Raw genomic sequence first — 21,351 nt, 5'->3', positions numbered from 1 at the left:
TTTCACCTGTTCACCGAATAGCAGTCCACCTGCGGTTCGCTCGGCAGTACACCCGAAACGCCAATGACGAAGCCTGGGGCACCGAGCAGCGATGCCCAGTGCTCGCTTTTCTGGTCGAGCTCAAGGCACAGCCGATCGCCGTCGTAAGGAATCTCGCGCGGTTGCGAATGAAGCGGTTTCAGCGGGATGCCGGGCAGGCGGGACTTCCACAGGCCCTCGAACTCATCCGCCGAGCCCACGGTCGCCTGGTTGACGAATATCTTGCGTAGCGCGTCCTCCGACAGTTCCGAACCGACCCGGATGACGATCCGGCTGGCCACCAGCAGCTTCGGATTGTCGATGCGGATTTTCCAAACATTGGTCGAATGGCGCATGACGGGCAGCGCGCGCGATTTCGGCTCGATGTAGCGCAGGCTCAGGATCAGTGAGCGCAATGCATCCGCCAGCGCCGAAAACGGTGGGCCGGGCGCCATGTGATCGTAAGCCGGCAGCTCGCCCAGTCGCCGCGCGCTCGAGCCGTAGGTCGCCATCGAGCCGGCAAGCCCGGCCAGTTCCAAGTAAAGTTCGGCCGGATGGAAGACATCCTGCGCCAGCATATGGGCCAGTCGCGGACGCGCCGCGTTGGCGAGGTTGAGCATCAACAGGTCTTCGACGCTGCGCCCTGGCCCGCCCATGACCATCTTGCCATGCGCCTCGGCGATCTGGTCGAGGCCTGTGACGACTTCCAGAAGCAGTTGCCGGTACCAGGCCACTGCACCGGTAACCAATGCTGGTGGCAGGAACGTCTCGTCCAGCGAAACGCCGCCATCGGCACGAACCCCCTTGATGTCGGCTATCGGCAGGGCGGTATAGCCGCCGACCGATTTGCCGGGTGCAAGCAACAGCGATTGCGGTCGGGCGATTTCGATTTCTTCGGGATCTGAACCGCCCTGGACGGCATCGCGCACCGAAACGATCCGTCCATGATAGCGCGCACCGCTGGGTGGCGCATGCGCCGGATCGAAGCCAACGCCGCCGGCCGGCTCGAGGGGCAGGGCGACCAGCACTGGGCCGGCGCCTGTATCCGGGGTGACCGGCAGCGGACGCGGCGCGTCCATAAGATCCGGAATGGAGAAGGGGGTTCCGTCCGGGAAAATGCCTCGTGCAGACAGGATCGAGATCTGGCCGGCATCGAGCAATGCCTTATCCAGGGTCAATTGCTGAAAGCCGAACGTATGCAGCTGGCCGGCCTGCAACGCGCCGCGCACAGTCGCCTCGAAGAAACGATCCTGCTGCTGGAAATGCTGGGTCCGCAGAAAAAGGCCCTCGGACCACAGCACCCTGTTTGCATCGCTCATCCGGCTACTCTCTGCATCGAGCTCCCCTTGCCTTGGCCGTCAGGCGGAAATGCCGCCGCTGCCGAGTGTGACATTGGTCGTAAAGTTTGATCCGGGCGAAACCGATTTGGTCGTCCGCCAGTTTCGCCCGCCAGGCTCACGGATGAGTGCCACGAATCCCAGGGCGGTCGCATCCGGTTCGACCGTAATGGTCTTGGTCGCAGTTTTTCCAGGCGCGACGGCAATCTGGTCGGATCCGATGAGATCACCTGCCAGTGCCGAGCCGGCATCCCCCTGCAAGGCAAAGTAGTCGGCAGAGTTGAACTTACCGGTGCTGCGTAGCCGCATGACCAGCACCGTCACTGGCCGGTCGCCGCCGCCTGGTCCAGGGTTCATGCCGGCCGCTCCTGTCAGCTTGACGGTGATGACCGACGGTTTTGGCGGCCCGGCGCTTTGACAGGCCGTAAGCAGCCCGGTCGCGCCCAAGGCAACGATAAATTCGCGTCGATCGATCATGTCTTACTCCTCCTCATATGCATCCCGAAAATCGGCGCCGATTTCGCCGAGAAAGCTCTTTTCCGCGCTCTCGGCGATTTCACGATGGCGTTTCTGGTAGAGCTCCCACAGCTTCGCGCCGCGCCCGCCCGACAACAGCGTGCCGATCGCGGAACTCGATTTCAGCTCTTCTTCGATGGCTGCCGGCTCAAAACGGTCGACCATCCGCCGCAAGGCAGCCTGCACGCCGCGCCAGGCGCGCACGTGATGCTGTGCCAGATCGCGAACCGCATCCGCGATAGCCGCTTCGCCGGCGAGAAATCCGGGGCTGCGTTCGGCGATAAGCGTCACGATTGCGTCGTCGACCGTCGGCAGAAACTTGAGTGGATTGACCTCGGAGGCTCCGACCATTGTCTGGGCAACGCGGGCATTTCCCTTTTCTTCGGCACGCTTGCGCAGCAGCTGCATCAATCCTTCCATCATAAGGCGGTATTCGCGGCCGAACTTTTCCATCTCGGCGACGGCGTCGCGCCCGGGAAAATCGGCTTGCGCGACACCCATACCGCGCAGGAATGCGGTGCGAAGCGCCATGTCGGCGTGCTGCCTCGCAGGCGGCTGGCGGGCGGGGCTGGCGGCTGCGCCTGCCCGTATTGGGGGAGGGGCATCTGCCCCTCGCACGGGCACGTCCCAGGGATTGGCCGCTTGCTGTGGCTGGGCGTCGCGCTCGCGCTGCCCGGTTGAGCTGGCGCCGCTTCCCGGGTTGGGCGCTGCGGCTGGACCAAAACCGAAGTCGTCGTTGAATTCCGGCAGCTTTGCCGTCGCAGGCTCCGTAGCGCCGTTGGGGAACGACACCGACTCGAGGCCAAATGGGTCTGTCTGCTTGGGTGCGCTGGCTGGTTCTGGATAGTTTGCGGTGCCTTTGGATACTGGTGTTGCGATCGGATCGAGGCTGAACGGGTCGTCGAAAGCAGGCGAGCTGCGCTGTCTGGAATTGGCGCGTTCGAACGCACCCGGGATCGGCTGCTCGAACGGGTTCGGCAGCTCGGCTGGACGTGGCCGCTGCGGCTCTTCTTCCACGGCGGCTGAAAAGAAATCGTCGCGGCCGATGCTGACCGGCGCCCGAGATGCCAGCGGTGAGCGCTCCGGAACCGGCGCTGCGGCTGCTGCTGTGGCTTGGGCACTCGACGTCTGCAGATCGACATGCACGATGTAATCGCCCAGTCTCAGCCGCATGCCATTGCGAAGACGCGTCGACTTGCCTGCGCCGAGCGGGCTGTCGGAGTCGTCTATGAACAATCCGCTGCTCGACGTATCGGTGACGAAATATCCGTCGCGCCCACCAGTGATCTTGCAATGGGCGCGTGAAACGAACATGTCGGGATCGTCGATCTGCCAGCCGGCGTCCGCGCTGCGGCCGATCACCAGTTCCCCCTCGTCAAGCCGGGTCTGCCGTACCGCCTGGGTGCGTGGCCCTTGCTCCAGCGTCAGCAGCAGACTCATGCCGCGACCTCCGCCCCTTCCTGCCGCCAGCCGACTAGTGTCCGCAGCCGCATGTCGTCAGCATCGCCCCTTTCAGCGGGCCGCGCAAGCCACGCGGTCCGGGCGAGTTGCACGGTTCCAATACGCGGCGGCGGAACGGCATCGCGCGCCAGCACGATGCGCAGATCGACGTCAAGCGATGTGCCGACCATGTCCCTAACGGCTTGCTTGAACAATTTGAGGCGTTGACCGCCCGGCAGGAACGCCTTGAACTCCTCATAGCCCAGTGGGCCGACGCGGAGCTCGATCCTGCTTTGACGGTTGAAGACGCGAGGACCGATCGTCGCTCCCCGACCGAGCCCTGCGTAGGCTTTGCCAACGCGGGTCTGGAGCGCGGCTGGTATGGTCATCCAGGCAGCGATGAACTCCCTGATCTGGACCGGCACCTTGAACGCCTCAGCCAGGAACAGCGTCAGCCGCTCGGGGCCGTCGACCTGATTGGCAAGCGAAGCGGCCTGGCGCAGCTTCACTGCGTCCAGTTCGGGGTTGTGGGTGCCGGGAAGCCCTATTCCCGCCATGGCTTCAAGCATGGCGCGAACGCGCCCACCGACCGCGCGCTCGACCTGAACCGCCGGATGCGCATCCGCCCACGCCCTGTAATACAGCGCAATCATGCGGTTCTGAAGAATGTTGACGAAGTCCATGAACGTCGTGTCGCTGGTCTGCTGCGCATCGGCGCCGGTGAACCAGCGTTGCGACAGGCGATCGAGCACCCAGCGCGTCAAATGCAGGGGCATCGGACCTTCAGGTCCCATCAGACCGATGTTTGCGACCGTGACCCGAGCGGGCGCTTTGTCAGTCGCTTCGCGGAATTCTGCCAAGTCCTTGGCGGAAAAGCTGAGACGGACATGCTGCCCGAGCCGCGAGGGTTCGCGCTCCGGCGGGCCGGAATAGCCGAACAGCCCGCCTCTCCGTTCGAGCCGGCGCAACAGCTCGAAGAAGTCGAACGCATCCGACAGCTCTTCGGACCGACCAGGCTTGTCTAGATCAGGTAGCGATTGCCGGGCGTCATCGGCCATGGCACATCCTCCTGCTTCTGCAGCAGCCATGTGCGGGTTCGCACAAAGCCGTTTATTCCGGCATGACGGGCAAACAGCCGTGCCAGCAAGGCCGAAAGCAGCAAGGTACTCTGCCCCGCCAGAACCGATTGATCGACATGCAATGTCACCTCCGTGCCTCGTCCGAAGCACATCGGCCCATCGATCTGTAGCCGTTCGATGACCGACCGGGAGTCGATGCGCACGATCGAGTGCACATTGCGGGCGAGGCTCGGGTCTCCCCTGTCGGCGTAAAGCTCAAGCAGCGCATGCAGCGGATCGACGCCGCGACCTTCTTTTGCAAGGCTTAGAAAGTTGAGCGCGAGCTGCGCTACAAGCCGCCAGGCGAGATTGTCTGCTCGCGATTCACCCGCCGCGCCCGCCGGCAGCGCTGCGGGGATGGCTGGGCGAGGCGGGCGCAATGCGCCGAGAAGCCGGATCGTCTCGACCGGATCGCCGGCTTCCAGAGTCAAGGTAGGGTTGTCGTCAAGAATCGGCAGATCGCGGTTGGTGCAGAGCGCCACGACGTCGACGCGCTTCAGCGGCCGGTTCGCAGGACTTTCCGCGGGACGCGAAATCGCCAGGAAAACGTCGTCGCCCGTGTATGAAGTACGGGTGAGGCCGTCGCGCCGTTCCTCCTCCGTCGGGCGGCGTGGGCGCCGTTCGGTGGAATAAACCCAACCGCTGCCGCGGTTCTGTCCCAGGCTGAAGAGCTCCGGGATTGCGGCGTCGCTCCCCTCGCTGTCGGCGTCCTCGACGCGGATAACCCGATAGATTTCGAAGTCCCGCGCTCGCGTGCGGTCGGCATGCAGCACCTGCCGCGTCTTGCGTGGATCGAGCTCGACGACGTTGCACTCACGTTCGAACAGATTGATGATCGGCGTTGCGAAAAGTTCAAAATCGGCCGCCGTCACATCGGCAACTTCAGGCACCGGACGCTTGAAGATGAAGATTATCTCGAGTTCGGCTGTGCATGTGCGCACGATGGGCTGCAATCCCGAAACCCGAGCATAATGAAAGCGCTCCGGCATCATGAAATATTCGCGCAGAAGACGGTACCCTTCGAAGGTCGGACGTGTACGAGGCATCAGCGCCTCGTCATCGTTGATGCCGACCATTTCAGGTACCGGCAACGGCGATATCGGGTTGGCCTTGCCTTCCGGCCGTGCACCAACGGCCGCGCAGGCGCCGAAAATCGCGTCGAAAAGCAGTGGTGCCTTGGTGCGCGCGGAAAAGTGGAGATCAAGCCGGTCGAGCGACAGTTCGTCGAGCTTGCCTTTTCCGGTACGAGCCAGCGTGATGCGAAGCGCCGCCTCGCCATCCACACCGCCGATCCGCGCGATGCCGGCTGCAGCCAAGGCGCTGCGATCCTGAAAATAGCCGACCGAGGTGATGGCAATCGGCCACAGCGTGATGTCCTGGGCGGTGGTGAACGTGCAACGCGTCGACAGGCCTGGCTGGAGGCTGGAAACCAGACGCGTATTGCGTTTGACGACATGGCCCCCAATCATTGTCTGGACCTGCTGGCCGGGTTTGAACACCACCACGGCCGTTGCCGGCGCCGGCGTGACAAGATCGGGATAGAGAACATCAAGGACGGCGCGCGAGAAACGCGAGCGTTCCGCATCGACCTTGAGTCGGGTCCGCGCGGCCAAAAAAGCAACGCCGTCAAGCAGCCGCTCGACGTAAGGGTCCGGACAGGGGACCGTATCGAGTGAAAGGTTGCGCGCCACCGCGGGATGCATGTCGGCAAATTCTGCCGCGAGCGCGCGGATATGGGTCAGTTCCTCCTCGTAATATTCTACGAAGACCCGGTCCATCTCAGGCTTCCCTAAATTCGGTCCGAGCCAAGCCGTTATCGAGATTGATCGTGGTGCGCAGGCGCATGCGTTCGGGCGTGGGCGTCATGATCAACACCGCATCTATCTCGATCCTCAGGCCCACGGTTTTGTCGCCAAGGGTTACGGTAACCTTTGTTGCACTGTCCTTGAGACGCGGCTCGAAGGTGGCAAGCACCGAGCGGATCTCGCGCGCAAGGGCCTCGCGATCAAAGTCGCGGGAAGAACGGCCCGAGAAGGAAGGCACTCCGTAATTGACGACGCTGCGACGCACCTCCGGAAAATCGGCGAGCGACGGTGGGTTGTCCGTGGCCTGTTCGCTTTCAAGGTCGGAAAGCAGCGGAACGGCCTCGAAGCGCTCGGTATTGAACAAAGCCTCGACATCGCGCCGCACGGCTTCCTTGAGCACACGCGCCGACACCACCACGCCGCGGCTTTCGATTTCAGCGCGGTGCTGGCTCTGAAAGGCCAGGCGATGCAGACGCCGCTTCTGGTCGGCTGTCAACTCCGCGTCGGCGTCGATGAGCCGCGCGCTGGCCGCAACAAGATTGTCCAGCCGCTCCGCGCCAAGCTCGTCCTGCAGTGCCTGGCGCAGCCCGTCTATCTCGGAGGTCATACCCGGCAGATCGTTTACGAGGCGGTCCCATAGAGAGGGCTGGACGGCTTCGCGCTTTGCTCGCGAGCTGCCGCTACCCAGCGACTTGTCCGCGCCGGGCCGCCGGGCCTCACTTGCCGACATAGACATCCATTTCGATTTCGTCGTTGTCGTCGTAGACGAACTTTATTTTCTTGTAGGCAAAGCTGACCTCTTCCTCGATCAGGTCCTCCTCATCCTCGGCCTGCGACATGTCGTATTGCATAATCGAGGCGTCGGTGAGTGTGACGACCAGGTAATCCTTGGTCTCGCCATCAATGGTCCGCCGTGCCGAAAACACGACTTCGTCCAGGGCCTTGTTTTCGAACAGCGCCTTTTTCAGGTAGGGCGAGGACTTGTCATAATGCTTGGTGAACTTGATCATACCCAAGGACACACGACCGCGGCGCGAGAGCGAGTTTGGATCATAGGGTGCGATCATCTTGTAATCGACGCCATGGATTTCGATTTCGTCCTCATGGCCATCACGAGTGCTTGGACCTTTGATATCCGGAACCTTTAGAAAGCCATCAATCTTCGTATTTGTGGGCATTGTCTTTCTCCACCGCTTTCAAAAACCAAGATGTTGTTGCTGCAAATCAAGTCTTTACGGACGGAAGTTCCGAAACCAGCCGGAGCGAGGCATTGATACCCTCCAGCTGATAATGCGGGCGCAGATAGAAGCGGGCATTGTAGTAGCCTGGGCGTCCCTCCACGCTGTCCACCTGAACCTCGGCGGCGGCGAGCGGGCGCTTGGCGCGCGCCTTGTCATCGGCAAAGGCCGGGTTGGCCAACACATACCGGTTGATCCATTCGGTCAGCCAGATCTGCATGTCGGAGCGCTCCTTGAACGAACCGACCTTGTCGCGCGCGATCGCCTTGAGGTAGTGGGCAAAGCGCGAGACCGGGAAAAGGTAGGGCAGGTTGGCGCTCAGCCGCTCGTTGGCTTGCGCATCGGGGTCGACCAGCCGTCCCGCCCTTGTCTCGTCGTCCTGCAGCGAATGGGCGCCAATGAAGGCGGCGAGATCGGTGTTCTTTCGATGCAGGATGGGCATCAGGCCGAGCTTGGCCAGCTCCGCCTCGCGCCGGTCGTCGATGGCGACCTCCGTCGGACATTTCATCGCTATCGAGCCATCATCGGTCGGGAAGCTGTGCACTGGCAGGTTGAGGACCGTGCCGCCATTTTCGACGCCGCGGATCTGCGTACCCCAGCCATAGAGCTTGTGGCTGCGGTTTATGTTCACGCCCATCGGGAAGGCAGCGTTCATCCAGACATATTTGTTGTGGTCGCCATGCACCTCCTCCTCGAAGGTGAAGCCCTTCACCGGAACGGTATCGGTGCCATACGGCAGCCGCGCCAGAACGCGAGGCATGGTCAGGCCGATGTAGCGTGCATCCTCGCTCTCGCGCAGCGACTGCCAGGAGGCATAGGCGGGGTTGGAGACGATCTGCTGCAGGTCCTGCGGATTCGGCAATTCCTGCCAGCTATCCATGCGGAACAGGCGAGGCGAGGCAGCTGCGATAAAAGGCGTGTGCGCTGAGGCGCAGATGCCGGAGATGTTGCGCAGCAGACCGACGTCGCGCGGGTGGTTGGAGAATTCGTACGCACCGATCACACAGCCGATCGGCTCGCCGCCAAGCATCGAATACTCGTCCGTGTAGACTTTCTTGAAGATCGGGCTCTGATCCCACATCTGGCCCTCATAATCCTCAAGCGTGTCGGCCAGCTGCTCCTTGGAGATGTTCATCACCCGGATCTTCAGCTTCTGATCCGTCTCGGTATTGTTGACGAGATACCACAGGCCACGCCATGTGCCCTCCATTTCGCGCACTTCCGGCGCGTGCAGGATCTCGTTGACCTGTTCGGAAAGCATCTTGTCGATTCCGGCAATCAGCGACTTGATCGACTTGATCGCATTCGACGAGATGGTCGTGGTATCGGAACGTGTCTGCGCTGCAAGTGCGAGATTGCGCACCAATTGCTGCAGCTTTTCGCTGTCGTCCTTCTTGACCTTGAAATCCTTCTCGAGGAGTCCGCTGAATTCTCCAAGATCAATGGTTTCCGCCTCGGCGACGGCGGCGGTTTTTTGCTGTTCGGCCATGGTCATTCCCCTGCCTTGTCGTCCGCCAGTGCCTGGCTGGCGATCTGGCCAAGAAGCGGTTCATTGTTCAGCAGTTGCGCAATACGCTTTTCGGCGTCGACGCGCCCGTCCATGAAGCCGAGAAGTTCCTCGAGTTGGCGGCGCATCTTGAGGATTTCGGCCAATTGGGGCACCTGCTCGGCAATCTTGTCCGGCGCAAAATCGCCCATCTTGGTGAAGGTGAGGTCGAGCGCCAGCTCCTCGTCCCGCTCGGCGCCTTCGGCCTGGGGCAGCGTATTCTTCACGCGGGCTTTCACGCGTGGTCCAAGTGCCTCCATGAAACGCGGGAAACGGTTCGCATCGGTCTCGACAAGGGAGCGGTCCAGTATCGACTTCGACGCTTCCTTGGTCTGCGAAGCGCCTGAAAGGTCCGCCATGACGGCCATGACGAACGGCAGCTCGATTGTCGTTGGACTGCCATAGGTTTCCACGTCATAGGCGATCTGCACCCGCGGCGCGCGATTTCGTTCGATGACCTTGGCTTTGCTTTCGGCTGGCATTGCTTGCTACCTTTCATCCTTCTGAGCCGTCTTCTTGGCATCGGGTACGCCGGCAAGAAGCCGGAACTCCTTCAATCCCGACGGGGCGAGATCTTCCATCAGTTCTACAAAATCCATATGCACCATCCGGCGCACACGGCGGGCGAGGTGGGGAATCGGGCTCGACGGTTCGGTGCGGTCATAAAAGGCGACTACGAGGTCCAGGCATTTTACCACGTCGTCGCGCGATGAAATCCTGTCAGGGAGTCCGGTGCTCGAGTCCGCGCAGCCAGCCACACTTGCCATTGCATCGGCTCCATGACCGTTTCGGGCAGGCATTACCGGTTCTGCAAGCGAAGGGGACGGCTTTGCCGAGCCATTCGCCATCGCGCCGGCAGCCGAGTTGCGCTCGAGGGTTGTCAACAAACGCTGCAGGAACCGTTTTAATTCCGGAATGGTGGTCCCGCCGCTGCCTTCAAGGCGAGCGTTGAGGGCTGTCTCGACGGCTTCCAGTGCCGCGACCGCCGCGCGCGCATTGGCGATGAGCGACTGCATTTCCTCATTGGCTTGATCCGCCTGTGCCGCGCACCCGGCACGGACCCGATTCAACAGTTGTCCGTGCGCACTGACAAGCGCTGCCTTTTCGGCCGCATTCAATCCTGACGCTGCTTCTTGCAGCATGACGTGGTCGTCGAGCGCAGCGTGTTCCAGGTCGCGTCCGCTGATCGGCCCGATCGAGCGTGGCGCAAAGAAAGTCATTTGCCGTAGGTTGGCCAGCAGCCCGTCCTGACCATTTTGAAGTTCGAGCAGCGCGTTGATGCGGCGCAAGGCGGCCTCGCGAGGCGACGTGTTGGGGCGCAGCGCCGGGTGCATGGTTTCCCAATGCAGGTCGAACGTCCGCCCAATAAGCGTCAGACCCTGCGCCAACCCGGCCAGTCCCTGCTCGTTGGCCAGTGCGCGTGTGACAATTACAATCAGGCGCAAGTCGCGGCCACGCGCGCGCAATTCCTCAGCCTTGGTGAGCACTGCTGGCCAGTCAACGGGAATGGTGCTTTGCGAGACCGGCCTGTTGTTGCCGTCATGGACAACCTTGACCTGGGGCTCCGTCAGGCGCTCCAGTTCGTGAAACGCCGGATCGTTACGCAAATCCTCTCCCGACGGATTTTCACCGTCGAGCGGAGCAAGCCAGAGTGCGACGTCGATCACACCGATCCCCCAGTCGCCGGCCCTGAGGCCGACCTGCCCCTACGTTATCACACGGTTGCGCTTTTCCACAATTCAGCGAGTGCGGAAAAATTAACAAAACCTAATGCAGCCTTGTCTTGATTGTGGAATCCGAAAGGCGTGATTGCCGAGCCCTGGACCGGAAATGTCGTGCCTGGGATCTCAGGCTCGTGGTTGTTTGCAGCCGGCGATGCAGGATCTTCCACCAATGATGGGAGCCCGCATAATCGGGGATCGAAACCTTTGTTCATCCCGCACTTTGTCAAGCGGCTGCTTATGTGGCAGGTTATCGACTTGCAGAGTGCAGGAGCACGTTCGATGGAACAGCGCCGGTCATCGCAGAGTTTCAAACGCAAGGAACTGGTCGGCAAGCTCAATCCTCTAGGGTTGCGCGCCTTCAAGGCAGCGGCCGACAGTGCCAAGCTGCGCGGCAATCCTTACGTCGAACTCGTCCACTTCATTGAGCAGCTCGTGCTCTCCGACCGCTCGGATGTGCAAATGATGATCGCCGATGCGGGACTGGATGCGAGCCGACTTACGGCCGATATGACGCGCGCGGTGGACAAACTGCCTTATGGCGCAACCTCGATCGAAGAGTTTTCGGACCATATCTTCCACGCCATCCAGGAGGCATGGAATCTGGCAACACTGGAATTCGGCGTGGAGGAGGTTCGCAGCGCACATGTTCTGCTTGCTTGCCTGAAGACACCGGTACTGGAAGGCCTGCTGTCGAAGATCAGCGGCGAGTTCGACAAAATTGACGCCGACGCCGTAGTGGCGCGCTTCGCCGATATCACGGAGGGCTCACTCGAAGCCGGCGCTTCGCCTACGGTCGCCGCGGCAGAGGCGCCGCGGCGGGTTCCGGGCGGGGATTCGGCACTGGCCAAATATGCCACCGACCTGACCCAGCGCGCCCGCGACGGAAAGATTGATCCGGTCGTCGGCCGCGATCCGGAGATCAGGCAGATTGTCGACATACTGATGCGGCGCCGCCAGAACAACCCGATCCTGACCGGGGAGGCGGGTGTCGGCAAGACCGCAGTCGTGGAGGGTTTTGCTCTGCGCATCGCCAAAGGCGATGTGCCGCCCCCACTGCAGGGAGTGAGCGTGCGCATGCTCGACGTTGGATTGATGCAGGCAGGCGCTAGCGTAAAGGGTGAATTCGAAAAACGACTGAAGGCCGTAATCGACGAAGTTCAATCCTCTGAAGCGCCGGTCATCCTCTTCATCGACGAAGCCCATACCCTGATCGGTGCCGGTGGTGCTGCCGGAACCGGCGACGCTGCCAATCTGCTCAAGCCGGCGCTGGCGCGCGGCGAACTTCGCACGATAGCGGCAACGACCTGGTCGGAATACAAGCAGCACATCGAGAAAGACCCGGCACTGACCCGCCGCTTCCAGGTGATAAAAATCGACGAGCCTTCGGAATCGGTTGCCATCCTCATGTTGCGCGGCGTAGCCGGCGTTCTCGAACAGCACCACGAAGTGCAGATATTGGACGAGGCGATCGACGCGGCGGTCGCCCTGTCGCATCGCTACATCCCGGCGCGGCAGTTGCCGGACAAGGCGGTCAGCCTTCTCGACACCGCCTGCGCGCGTGTCGCCGTATCGCAGTACGCCACGCCGGCCGAGGTCGAGGACATCATGCGCCGTCATCAGGCGCTGGAGGTCGAGCGCGGCATTATCGGCCGCGAGGCTGCAATCGGCATCGAAGTGGCCCAGCGGCAGGCACGGGTCGAAGCCGGACTTGCCGAGACCGAACGCACGCTCGCAGCCGCGCAGCAGCGCTGGGAGCGCGAAAAGGCGCTGGTGGCCGAGATACTCGAACTGCGCGCCAGGCTGCGCGGTGACGGCGTGCCTCTCGATGCCGTGGAAGGGCAGGAGGCCGCCACTGAGACAGAGAGCGTGGACCTGCCGGAGACCGAACGGTCCAACGCCGGGACGAAGGTTCCGGCGGGAGGCGGTACTTCTCCTCCCGATCCGGCTGCCGATCTCGCTCGGCTGCGCGAACTGATGAGCGAACTGGCCGAGGCGCAAGGCGAAACACCGCTGATCCTGCCATCGGTCGACCGCAACGCCGTGGCGGCCGTGGTCCAGGACTGGACGGGCATCCCGACGGGGCGGATGCTGTCAAGTCAGACCGAGAAGGCGCTGCGGCTCGCGGCCACTCTGTCCGAGCGCGTTGTCGGACAGGATCACGCCATGGAGATGATCGCCAAGCGCGTGCAGACCAGCCGCGCCGGTCTCGGCGCTCCGGAAAAGCCGGTGGGTGTATTCCTGCTTTGCGGCCCCTCGGGCGTCGGCAAGACCGAAACCGCCTTGGCACTGGCCGAAACGCTTTACGGCGGAGAGCAGAACCTGATCTCGATCAACATGTCTGAATTCCAGGAGGCGCATACGGTCTCTACCTTGAAGGGCGCGCCGCCCGGCTATGTCGGCTACGGCAAGGGAGGAATTCTCACCGAGGCGGTGCGACGCAAACCCTATTCGGTGATCCTGCTCGACGAGGTCGAGAAGGCGCACCCGGACGTGCACGAAATCTTCTTCCAGGTCTTTGACAAAGGGATGATGGACGACAGTGAAGGTAGACGCATCGATTTCAAGAACACGCTGATCCTTCTCACGTCGAATGTCGGCTCAGAAGTGATCATGGACCGGACACGGAATGGTGCGGTCCGGGCAGGGCTCGACGAACTGGACGCCGCGTTACGCAGCCCATTGCTGAAAGTCTTCCCCGCGGCCTTTCTCGGCCGGGTGGTGACCATCCCCTACTTTCCGCTTTCGGATTCGATGATCGAAGCGATCACCCGTCACCAGTTCGCCAAGATAGCTCGCCGGCTGCGCGCGACCAACGATGCGGAATTGGTAATCGGCGACGGTGTAATGGATCTGGTCAAGACCCGCTGCACGGAGATCGAATCCGGCGGCAGAATGATTGACGCCATCCTAACCAACACGCTTCTTCCGGAACTGAGCCGCGGCGTGCTGAACCGGTCGCTCACGGGCGAAAAGATGACGAAGGTCACGGTTGGCGCCTCAGGCCAAGGGTTTACCTATTCCTTCGAATAGGCCAGGCGAATTATGGCGGCCCCTTTCGGCCGATTACTGCATTGAGCTGATGTCCGCTAATTGATACCTGCGGCTTGCACGCGCTCAGCTCGCTATCCGAGGACAATCATCGCCGCCATCGCCCGCAGTTCTGCCTGCTGGAAAAGCGCGCAGCCGACCGGCGAGCGAGATGCGGTGCATAGCAGAGGGCACATGATGACTTTAGCAATCCCGCCCTCGGAAGCTGAATTTTCGTATGATGACTTCGATTTTATCTCGCGCCGGGAGTATGCGACGTCATGGCCCGCAAAAGTTGGAGGACCCATGCAGCAGGTCGAACATCGAACGTCCCGCAGGTCGTTCGTTGCGGAGGTCGCAGATGCGCTGCGTGACCAGATCGAAGCAGGCTTCTACGCGCCTGGTGACAAATTGCCGACAGACCCGCGCTTATGTAGCATGCGTTCACATCCTCGGCGGACTGGTTGGGAGCCTCAAGGCGCTCGGGCCTTGTCTTGACCGCATGGTATCGATCACCAACGGCACGGAGCGATGAGCGTCAGCCGGCGCTCCAAAGCCGCCACCAACAACTGGCGCGAGGCGCCAGCGTCACTTCGGATCGCCGCCACCTCGGCGTGAAGGACGGTGAGGTTCACCCCGGTCGAAGTCGAATGAGAAATGCTTCCGCATCTTCGCCGGCGCTACCGAGTTCGGCGCCGCATGGAAGAAGACCTCGCGCGCGGGCCGCGACTATCACTCGGTCAAGCTCGACGATCCGAGCTTCCCCGCTCCGATCTATGCGAGCCTGGTCGAAACCGAGACCGAGGGCGAGTTCTCCCTCATCTGGTCCGCCCCACCGCAGAGTCATCCGCCCAAACGGAGCACCGCCGCAAAAGGCGGGGCTTCGCCATGTTCAGGTCCGCTGCTGACTAGCACATACGTTGGGTGCAGCACTCTAAGCTTTAACGGGTGCCTTGCGCGCCTTCCTCACCGGCGACTTGATTGCGGTTGTCGCTGCCGCGGTGCGAACAGCTCGTTTTGGTTTTTCTGCCGCAGCTATTGCTGGCACTGCTGCCTTGCGCCCCAGGCCTATCGATTTTGCCAGGGCCGAGCGGGTAGCCGTGTAGTTCGGCGCCACCATCGGATAATCCGAGGGCAGGTTCCATTTCTGGCGGTATTGGTCAGGGCTCAGATTGTAATGCGTCCCAATATGACGCTTCAAGGATTTGAACTTCTTCCCGTCTTCCAGGCAGATGATGAAATCCGGTGTCACCGATTTCTTAATCGACACCGCGGGCTCCAGTTTGACTGCGGCCGGAGCCACGGGCTTGCCGACCCCTTGCAAAGCGGCATGGGTGTCCCCGATCAGCTTCGACAACTCGCCGACCGGCAGAGGATTGTTCGAAACATAGGCGGAAACGATGTCGGCGGTAATTGCTACGAGATCAGCCTGGTCGTTTTGGTCTGGAGAAACCGTCATCGAGCTTTCCTCTTGTCTAATGGCGCGCGTTGAAATGGATGAGCTGTTTATTGCCAACCAGGCAAACAATTGGTTATTCCGCAACAAACCCTTTTCCCCACAAATATCAAGCCGGCAAGCTTCGCTTTCATCGCCTCCAGACAAGCTTGGACGCGCTCGATGGCGACAGCCGTGCTGGTCGGGAATACTGAAAGCGAGCAGCGGCTTCGGACAGCGCTGCCCTATTCCGTGCGTACGGCACGCCGAGCATGGCCGGGGCGCTGGCCCGCGAGCGACGGATCATCAGCGCGACGATCGCCGCAACATAGGGCATCATCAACATATATTGGTAGGGAATGGCTATGCCGATGCCTTGGATTTGCAATTGCAGCGCGTCGAGGAAGGAAACACTAGTGCCGCTACCAAATCGGGTAGGGCCGCCACAGGCCGGCGATGAGGATGATGATCGCCAGCCAGCCGCGTCCGTTGGTCATGTCCGGCACGAAACGCGCCGCTTGGCCGACAGAAAGAAACGCCTGCCAGCCCCGCCATCAGGCCGCCGAAGACCACGGCAGCATACTGGACCGGTGCAGAGGCATCTCCATGGGATATTTTCGCGCACCTACGCTCACATATGCCGAATAGTTATAGCGAACTCGTGCACGGTGCCTGCCGTCATCTTCATACCTGATGGCGCCGTTCGCGTCCGTCTCGACCAGGCCAATAGCGACGTCAAAGTCATAGTCCCCATATAGCGAGACATTGTTGTTCACGACGCTGAGCTGGACCGACGTGGCATCTGGCTTGGCTATGAGGCTCTGACGCTCTACTCGCAAATGTTGGACTCGAGGACGCGGCGCCGCCTCGGAAGAGGTAGGCCCACTACCGACGATGATCTTCCGAGGTTCGTCGAACGAGCGCTTAGAACAGGACCACCCTTGCCGTAGGTGTGGGAGGTTGAAGGCCTGCAAGGCCCTGGGCGGCTTCTCGACCAATATGGGCATTTGGAATTCGATAAAGGACAGCCGGCCAAGGCCAGAGCTCCGTAGCATGCACCCGCACTCCAAACACAGCCATCGCATTAAGACGCAGGCCGAATAAATTTTCACCAATATTCCGGACTGAGCGGCTAAGCAACGGTGGAGCAACCGTACGTTTGTTACATCCAATTGAAGCCAATCGGGAATAGTCCCAGCGGGGCGTGTCTTTGGGGATGGATTGGATGAGCAATGCGCAACGGGTAACTCCAGTTCTAGAACAAGCATCGCTGCACTTCTAAATAGGGCCGAGTATGGCGACACAGTTTCGATGAAAACGGCACTGAAGCAAATTAGGCAGGCTCCGCCTTGTTTGGTCGCATCCGACGAAGAGCTAACCGAGGCGATCGTCGAAGCAGCTGCCATGGGCCTGTCTCAATGAGTGGCATATTATCCTGGCGATTTGGCCTTGTTGAAACAGAGGTCTTTCATCGTGTCTGCGCCGAGGCCGGTATCTCGGTTAGTAGCCAGCAAGCGGAGCGCCTGAGCATGACCGCAGTGGCACTCTTCTCGGACGGCGAGTTCGACGAGGCTGTTCTTTATGAACGCCTTCGGCTTGTTGCCGGCTCTCTGCCGAGAAAGGACCAAGCATGACTCCCATCATCGGGAAGCCCTAGCGAGCGTTGTCGGTCGATATGACCTTGTCGATCGAAACGTGGGCGACAGGACAAGCGATCCCGCAGCAATACTGTGAGGCGAAGGGTTTGCTGCCTTTGCCGAACTTCCCTGCGCGCCGGTGTTCCACCGCGGAAAAAGCCCGCCGCACGGTTGGGTGCGGCGGAGCCGGACGGGCGCTGTTGCACCAAGCTGGGGACTAGGTGGGCGGGCTTGCCAGGTGCGCGCGAGCCGTAGACAAACTTAGGCGCATGAGTTGGCCATACGTCTAGTAACCGCCAGTTGGACTGGCCCGAAATCAGATTTCCACTGTCAAGGGACAGGACAGTTCCCGGAGCCCTGCCCGACGGGATCGACGCCGGCTGCATCCGACCGGTTCAGATCAGAGCCGTGCACACGTCATGAACAGGCAAACCCGCGCACCCCTGTGAGGTACGAACCGCCGCTGGTTTCCATAACGACGCTACACGTCTCGGGTCTTGATACCTGCGTGCGGGGAGCTGTGCAAAGATCCGTTCTCGGGGCGCTCACGCTATATCCTTCAGCGTGTCGAGCGGCCCTTTCAAAGCGGACCTCGGTTGGATCAACTCCGGCGCAATCAGGAAAATCTGCGGGGCCGTCGGCGGTTCATTGACCAGTTCGAACGCTTTCGCAATCATCGCCTCAAAATTCTGCCGCACCATGATTACGGGGAAGGGCAGGAAAGAGGCGAATGGGTCATAGTCGTAGCAACCGACGACAAGCTCGCTAAACATCTCCGCCGGCCGGCCCGCCATGAAACGCAGCAGACCCTCCATATTGATCGACGAATTGATGAACAATGCGCGCGGCAGCTTGCCACGGCGTTGGCAAAATGCCTCGAAGGCACGCAACGTTATCTCGGGCGAATAGCCGGAGGACTGTACTCCGTCATCAGGGTCGGCGCCCAACAGTGCCTTTTTGGTCGCATGGAAAGCGGCGATGCGTTCGCGGCTTGCGTGGTCGTTGCGGCCGCCAAACAGAAACAGCTCGTCCGGCCGCAGGGGGTCATCATTGCCGAATTGGCGGATGATTGCCTCCGTCAGCATCCGCGCGCCCTCATAGTTGTCGCTGATCACCGAATGCGCCTTTGCTCCCGGCAGGTCGATGTTGACATGCCTCAGTCCCGCCGCCTCGCAGACCTCGTGCACGCCGTCCGGATCGGTGGCGCCGACGATGAAGAGCTGGTCGATTGAGTAGGAAATCAGCGTCTCCGCGGTCCGCCGTTCCTCTTCCGGGTCGCGGCTGGCACTGACCACGACCGGGCATTGACCGCGGCTGCGCACATGTCCCTCAAATGTCTGCGCCATGGAGGAGAAGTAGCGATTGTCGTGGATGGGCAGCATCAGGCCGACCAGGCCCGATCGCGACCGTCGCAAGCCTCGCGCCTGCAGATTGGTGGTGTACTGGTGGCGTTCGGCGAGGCTGAGAATTGTTTCCGCCGTGCTTTCTTTGATGCGGCGCTTGCGCCAAGTGCCATTCAGCACCGCGCTCACGGTCGACGGCGAACTGCCCGATAGCACGGACAGATCATAGATCGTCGCCTTCTTCTTGACCTGCTGATCCATGTGGCCCTCCGGAGGGTCTCTTTAGAGCAATATCCCGCTGAAGCAATATCTCCCTTGACGAGCGCATCTTGATGCAAGATAGTTTTTGCACCATCGATTGTGCAAGCACAAATCGGTGGCGGACGTATGTTCCCTTTGGGAACGCTATGGGAGGAGTACAGATGAAAAAAATCATGATCGCGGCGCTCGCCGCGACCCTTATGGTTGGCGGATCAATCGCTGCCATGGCTCAGCAGGCCGGCAAAGTCGGCGTCGTCGTCAAGATCGGCGGCATTCCCTGGTTCAACGCAATGGAGGCGGGGATCAAGGAGCGCGGCCAGAAGCTCGGCGTCGACGCATTCATGGTTGGCCCGACTAGTGCCGATCCGGCACTGCAAGTTCGCGCCATCGAGGATCTGATCGCACAGGGCGTCAAGGTCATAGGTGTCGTGCCGAATGACGCGAAGGTGCTTGAACCTGTCCTGCAGAAGGCGAAGGACGCCGGCATCATCGTCATCACGCATGAATCGCCCGGCCAGAAGGGCGCCGACTGGGATTTCGAACTCGCGTCCGCGACCGGCTTCGGCGAGGCTCATGCCAAGCTCTTGGCGGACAAGATGGGCGGCAAAGGTGAATATGCAGTCTTCGTTGGTTCGCTGACGGTGCCGCTGCACAATGCCTGGGCCGATGCGGCAATCGCGTATCTGAAGAAGAACCATCCGGACATGAAGCTTGTCGGCGATCGTTATGGCGTCGCCGAGGATGTGGACAAGAGCCGCAGCACTGCACTTGACCTGATTTCCGCCAATCCCGGCTTGAAAGGCTTCCTTGCCTTCGGCAGCCAAGGCCCGATCGGCGCTGGCCGCGCAATCGAAGAGCGCCGGAAGGTGGGCCAGATATTCGTGCTCGGCCCATTCTCGCCGGGGCAGGGACAGAAGCTCATCAAGAGCGACGCGATCTCCGGCGGCTTCATGTGGAATCCGAAGCAGGCGGGTGAGGTTTTCGTCACGCTGGCCGACCAGCTCATGAAGGGCAAAGAAGTCAAGGATGGCGATACGATCGAAGGGCTGGGGACAGTCAAGCCCGACTTCGAAAACCATAACATCATCGTCGATCAGCTGGTCCCGATCAACAAGGACACTGTCGACGGCCTTGCGGCGATGGGCCTGTAAAGCCTCGCAAGGCTGTGGCAGCCGGGCTGGCCTCGAGCCGGCCCGGCTGAGGATGTGTCAACGCGATTAGATCCAGGTTCAACTCGATGGCTGATCAGGCACCCGATGGCTCCGCGTCACGGCCGCTGCTATCGCTCCGAAATGTCAACATGACGTTTGGCGGCGTCAAGGCGCTGAAGAATGTCAGCTTCGAGGTTCTGCCGGGCGAGGTGCATTGCCTCGCCGGCGAGAACGGTTCAGGCAAGAGCACGCTGATCAAGGTCATCACTGGCGTGTACAGGCCCGAGGCCGGCGCCGAGATCGACTATGACGGCCAGAGCTACGCCCATATGTCACCGGTGACGGCGCAGGCCGGCGGAATTCAGGTCATCTGGCAGGACCTCGCCCTGTTCCCCGAGATGACCGTCGCCGAGAACATCGCGTTCCAGACTGTCATCGGCCGCTGGCCGCGACTGGTGAACTATGCCGAAATGCGGCGTGTCGCGACCAACGCCTTGCAACGTCTTGGGGTTACCCTCGATGTCGATCTCGCACTCCACAATTTTCCAATCGCACAGCGGCAGATCGTAGCTATAGCGCGCGCGCTCGTCGGCGAAGCGAAGCTTGTCTTCATGGACGAGCCGACGGCCTCGCTCACCCAATCTGAAACCGACTATCTGCTGGACATTGTGCGCAATCTGTCGGCGTCGGGCGTTGCCGTTGTGTTCGTCAGTCATCGCCTGGCGGAGGTTCTCGAAATCTCCAGCCGTGTGACGGTGCTGCGCGACGGCGCCTTGGTTGGCGTGTACCCGACCAAAGGTCTGACCCAATCGCGCATCACCGAGCTGATGACCGGTAAGACCTTCGACTATTCCGTCCTGCATCGCGATTTGAGCACGAGCCCGGTCATGCTTGAGGTTAAAGGGCTGTCGCGGCCCGGTGAATTCGAGGATGTGTCATTGACGGTCCGGCGCGGCGAGACGCTCGGCGTCACCGGCCTGCTTGGGGCAGGGCGCACCGAGCTGGCGTTGACCTTGTTCGGCATGCGCAAGCCGAGGTCTGGCTCTGTTGTGCTGGATGGCAGGCCCGTTCGCTTCGGTTCCAACCGTGACGCGATCGCCGCCGGCGTCGCCTATCTTTCGGAAGACCGGCTGTCGCTCGGCCTCATTCAGCCCCAATCAATTGCCGACAACATTGTCATTGCCTCGCTGGACAAGGTTCTTTCGGGCGGTTTCATTTCGAGCGATCGCAAAAGGTCCCTGGTCAGTAGCTGGATAAGGGATCTCGGCGTTAGGATCGGAATGCAGGAAGACGCGGTTTCGACCCTGTCGGGGGGAAATCAGCAACGTGTCGCCATTGCAAAATGGCTGGCCACTCAACCGAAACTGCTGATCCTCGACGGACCGACGGTCGGTGTTGATGTTGGCGCGCGTGCCGGCATATTCAATATCGTTTCCAAGCTGGCCGACAGCGGCCTGTCGATTATCCTGATCTCGGACGAGGTACCGGAAGTCTATTTCAACGCGGACCGTGTGCTGCACATGGCTCAGGGGCGCGTTGTCAGCGAATATATTCCCGGCGCCACGTCCCTCCAGGCGATCGAAGAGGCGGTCTATGCGTAGGTTTGTCCGCTCTCATGCAACAGAGCTGGCTTTGCTCGCCGTGATCGCGGTCATCTGCGCCTTTCTGTCGTTTGCGACAGACCGGTTCTTCACCCTCGGCAATGCGTTTGACCTCCTGAACACAAGTTCGGTCAACATCATCTTCGCCGTCGGT

General features: G+C 61.2%; 16 protein-coding genes and 3 pseudogenes. 6 read left to right on the top strand and 13 right to left on the bottom strand.

The window, feature by feature from the left end; genetic code table 11:
- Positions 1–2: 2 nt before the first annotated feature.
- The 11 genes from tssK to NKH93_RS22775 are packed head-to-tail and all read right to left on the bottom strand — an operon-like array spanning position 3 to position 10,954.
- Positions 3–1,337: a type VI secretion system baseplate subunit TssK gene (gene tssK / locus NKH93_RS22825; RefSeq protein ID WP_023720336.1), complete on the bottom strand. Its 1,335-nt coding sequence runs from the start codon at positions 1,335–1,337 to the stop codon at positions 3–5.
- 39 nt (positions 1,338–1,376) lie between these two features.
- Positions 1,377–1,832 carry a type VI secretion system lipoprotein TssJ gene (gene tssJ / locus NKH93_RS22820; protein WP_352452813.1) on the bottom strand — a complete coding sequence of 152 codons (456 nt, stop codon included), beginning with the start codon at positions 1,830–1,832 and terminating at the stop codon, positions 1,377–1,379.
- A gap of 3 nt (positions 1,833–1,835) precedes the next feature.
- Positions 1,836–3,311, bottom strand: a complete 1,476-nt coding sequence (gene tagH, locus NKH93_RS22815) for a type VI secretion system-associated FHA domain protein TagH (protein ID WP_352972181.1) — start codon at positions 3,309–3,311, stop codon at positions 1,836–1,838.
- Entirely contained in the window at positions 3,308–4,369 is a 1,062-nt protein-coding gene (gene tssG, locus NKH93_RS22810) for a type VI secretion system baseplate subunit TssG (RefSeq protein ID WP_352972179.1), read from the bottom strand. Before tssG ends, tagH begins: the two co-directional genes overlap by 4 nt.
- Positions 4,333–6,207, bottom strand: a complete 1,875-nt coding sequence (gene tssF / locus NKH93_RS22805) for a type VI secretion system baseplate subunit TssF (protein WP_352972177.1) — start codon at positions 6,205–6,207, stop codon at positions 4,333–4,335. The genes tssG and tssF overlap by 37 nt, the downstream gene beginning before the upstream one ends.
- Position 6,208: 1 nt before the next feature.
- Positions 6,209–6,964, bottom strand: coding sequence for a type VI secretion system baseplate subunit TssE (gene tssE, locus NKH93_RS22800; protein WP_352749835.1), 756 nt, complete (start codon positions 6,962–6,964; stop codon positions 6,209–6,211).
- On the bottom strand, positions 6,951–7,412 hold the full coding sequence (locus NKH93_RS22795; RefSeq protein ID WP_352972175.1) for an Hcp family type VI secretion system effector: 462 nt from the start codon (positions 7,410–7,412) through the stop codon (positions 6,951–6,953). The genes tssE and NKH93_RS22795 overlap by 14 nt, the downstream gene beginning before the upstream one ends.
- Positions 7,413–7,458: 46 nt before the next feature.
- The gene (gene tssC, locus NKH93_RS22790) at positions 7,459–8,961 is read right to left on the bottom strand and encodes a type VI secretion system contractile sheath large subunit (RefSeq protein ID WP_023720342.1); all 1,503 of its coding nucleotides are present in this window, start codon (positions 8,959–8,961) and stop codon (positions 7,459–7,461) included.
- A 2-nt stretch (positions 8,962–8,963) separates the two neighbouring features.
- On the bottom strand, positions 8,964–9,500 hold the full coding sequence (gene tssB, locus NKH93_RS22785) for a type VI secretion system contractile sheath small subunit (RefSeq protein WP_352452817.1): 537 nt from the start codon (positions 9,498–9,500) through the stop codon (positions 8,964–8,966).
- 6 nt (positions 9,501–9,506) lie between these two features.
- Complete coding sequence (tssA, locus tag NKH93_RS22780) at positions 9,507–10,685, bottom strand: type VI secretion system protein TssA (RefSeq protein ID WP_352972173.1); 1,179 nt, start codon at positions 10,683–10,685, stop codon at positions 9,507–9,509.
- 47 nt (positions 10,686–10,732) lie between these two features.
- A complete protein-coding gene (locus NKH93_RS22775) occupies positions 10,733–10,954 on the bottom strand; it encodes a hypothetical protein (protein WP_352746876.1) in 222 nt (73 codons plus the stop codon).
- 67 nt (positions 10,955–11,021) lie between these two features.
- Between NKH93_RS22775 and tssH the strand changes: the two genes are divergently transcribed.
- From tssH to NKH93_RS22760, 3 genes and pseudogenes are all read left to right on the top strand, one after another.
- Positions 11,022–13,772, top strand: coding sequence for a type VI secretion system ATPase TssH (tssH, locus tag NKH93_RS22770; RefSeq protein WP_352972171.1), 2,751 nt, complete (start codon positions 11,022–11,024; stop codon positions 13,770–13,772).
- A gap of 303 nt (positions 13,773–14,075) precedes the next feature.
- Positions 14,076–14,201 (top strand): annotated as a pseudogene (locus tag NKH93_RS22765) (FadR/GntR family transcriptional regulator); the annotation flags it as partial.
- A 229-nt stretch (positions 14,202–14,430) separates the two neighbouring features.
- A pseudogene (locus tag NKH93_RS22760) lies at positions 14,431–14,604 on the top strand (DUF736 domain-containing protein); the annotation flags it as partial.
- A 99-nt stretch (positions 14,605–14,703) separates the two neighbouring features.
- Here NKH93_RS22760 and NKH93_RS22755 read toward each other — a convergent pair.
- Together NKH93_RS22755 and NKH93_RS22750 are read right to left on the bottom strand one after the other, a co-directional pair.
- A complete protein-coding gene (locus NKH93_RS22755; RefSeq protein WP_352749830.1) occupies positions 14,704–15,228 on the bottom strand; it encodes a Ros/MucR family transcriptional regulator in 525 nt (174 codons plus the stop codon).
- Between the two features lie 2,158 nt (positions 15,229–17,386).
- A complete protein-coding gene (locus NKH93_RS22750; RefSeq protein WP_352900603.1) occupies positions 17,387–18,445 on the bottom strand; it encodes a LacI family DNA-binding transcriptional regulator in 1,059 nt (352 codons plus the stop codon).
- 161 nt (positions 18,446–18,606) lie between these two features.
- Here NKH93_RS22750 and NKH93_RS22745 point away from each other — a divergent pair, with 161 nt between their 5' ends.
- From NKH93_RS22745 to NKH93_RS22735, 3 genes and pseudogenes are all read left to right on the top strand, one after another.
- On the top strand, positions 18,607–19,596 hold the full coding sequence (locus tag NKH93_RS22745; protein WP_352692793.1) for an autoinducer 2 ABC transporter substrate-binding protein: 990 nt from the start codon (positions 18,607–18,609) through the stop codon (positions 19,594–19,596).
- A gap of 86 nt (positions 19,597–19,682) precedes the next feature.
- Entirely contained in the window at positions 19,683–21,197 is a 1,515-nt protein-coding gene (locus tag NKH93_RS22740) for a sugar ABC transporter ATP-binding protein (protein ID WP_352692791.1), read from the top strand.
- A pseudogene (locus NKH93_RS22735) lies at positions 21,190–21,351 on the top strand (ABC transporter permease); the annotation flags it as partial. The gene NKH93_RS22740 and the pseudogene NKH93_RS22735, both read left to right, overlap by 8 nt.

The organism is Mesorhizobium sp. M0954 (genome assembly GCF_040319155.1).
In the GTDB taxonomy this organism is placed as follows: Bacteria; Pseudomonadota; Alphaproteobacteria; order Rhizobiales; family Rhizobiaceae; genus Mesorhizobium.
Note: the sequence above shows the minus strand (reverse complement) of the source record. Positions and strands in the feature narration are given on the sequence as shown.

Excerpts from the sequence above, each read along its gene's own strand:
- tssK (WP_023720336.1), bottom strand. The coding sequence starts at position 1,337 with ATGAGCGATGCAAACAGGGTGCTGTGGTCCGAGGGCCTTTTTCTGCGG.
- NKH93_RS22775 (WP_352746876.1), bottom strand. The coding sequence starts at position 10,954 with ATGAACAAAGGTTTCGATCCCCGATTATGCGGGCTCCCATCATTGGTG.
- tssG (WP_352972179.1), bottom strand. The coding sequence starts at position 4,369 with ATGGCCGATGACGCCCGGCAATCGCTACCTGATCTAGACAAGCCTGGT.
- tssF (WP_352972177.1), bottom strand. The coding sequence starts at position 6,207 with ATGGACCGGGTCTTCGTAGAATATTACGAGGAGGAACTGACCCATATC.
- tssC (WP_023720342.1), bottom strand. The coding sequence starts at position 8,961 with ATGGCCGAACAGCAAAAAACCGCCGCCGTCGCCGAGGCGGAAACCATT.
- NKH93_RS22745 (WP_352692793.1), top strand. The coding sequence starts at position 18,607 with ATGAAAAAAATCATGATCGCGGCGCTCGCCGCGACCCTTATGGTTGGC.
- tssB (WP_352452817.1), bottom strand. The coding sequence starts at position 9,500 with ATGCCAGCCGAAAGCAAAGCCAAGGTCATCGAACGAAATCGCGCGCCG.
- tagH (WP_352972181.1), bottom strand. The coding sequence starts at position 3,311 with ATGAGTCTGCTGCTGACGCTGGAGCAAGGGCCACGCACCCAGGCGGTA.
- tssJ (WP_352452813.1), bottom strand. The coding sequence starts at position 1,832 with ATGATCGATCGACGCGAATTTATCGTTGCCTTGGGCGCGACCGGGCTG.
- NKH93_RS22740 (WP_352692791.1), top strand. The coding sequence starts at position 19,683 with ATGGCTGATCAGGCACCCGATGGCTCCGCGTCACGGCCGCTGCTATCG.
- NKH93_RS22750 (WP_352900603.1), bottom strand. The coding sequence starts at position 18,445 with ATGGATCAGCAGGTCAAGAAGAAGGCGACGATCTATGATCTGTCCGTG.
- NKH93_RS22795 (WP_352972175.1), bottom strand. The coding sequence starts at position 7,412 with ATGCCCACAAATACGAAGATTGATGGCTTTCTAAAGGTTCCGGATATC.
- tssE (WP_352749835.1), bottom strand. The coding sequence starts at position 6,964 with ATGTCGGCAAGTGAGGCCCGGCGGCCCGGCGCGGACAAGTCGCTGGGT.
- NKH93_RS22755 (WP_352749830.1), bottom strand. The coding sequence starts at position 15,228 with ATGACGGTTTCTCCAGACCAAAACGACCAGGCTGATCTCGTAGCAATT.
- tssH (WP_352972171.1), top strand. The coding sequence starts at position 11,022 with ATGGAACAGCGCCGGTCATCGCAGAGTTTCAAACGCAAGGAACTGGTC.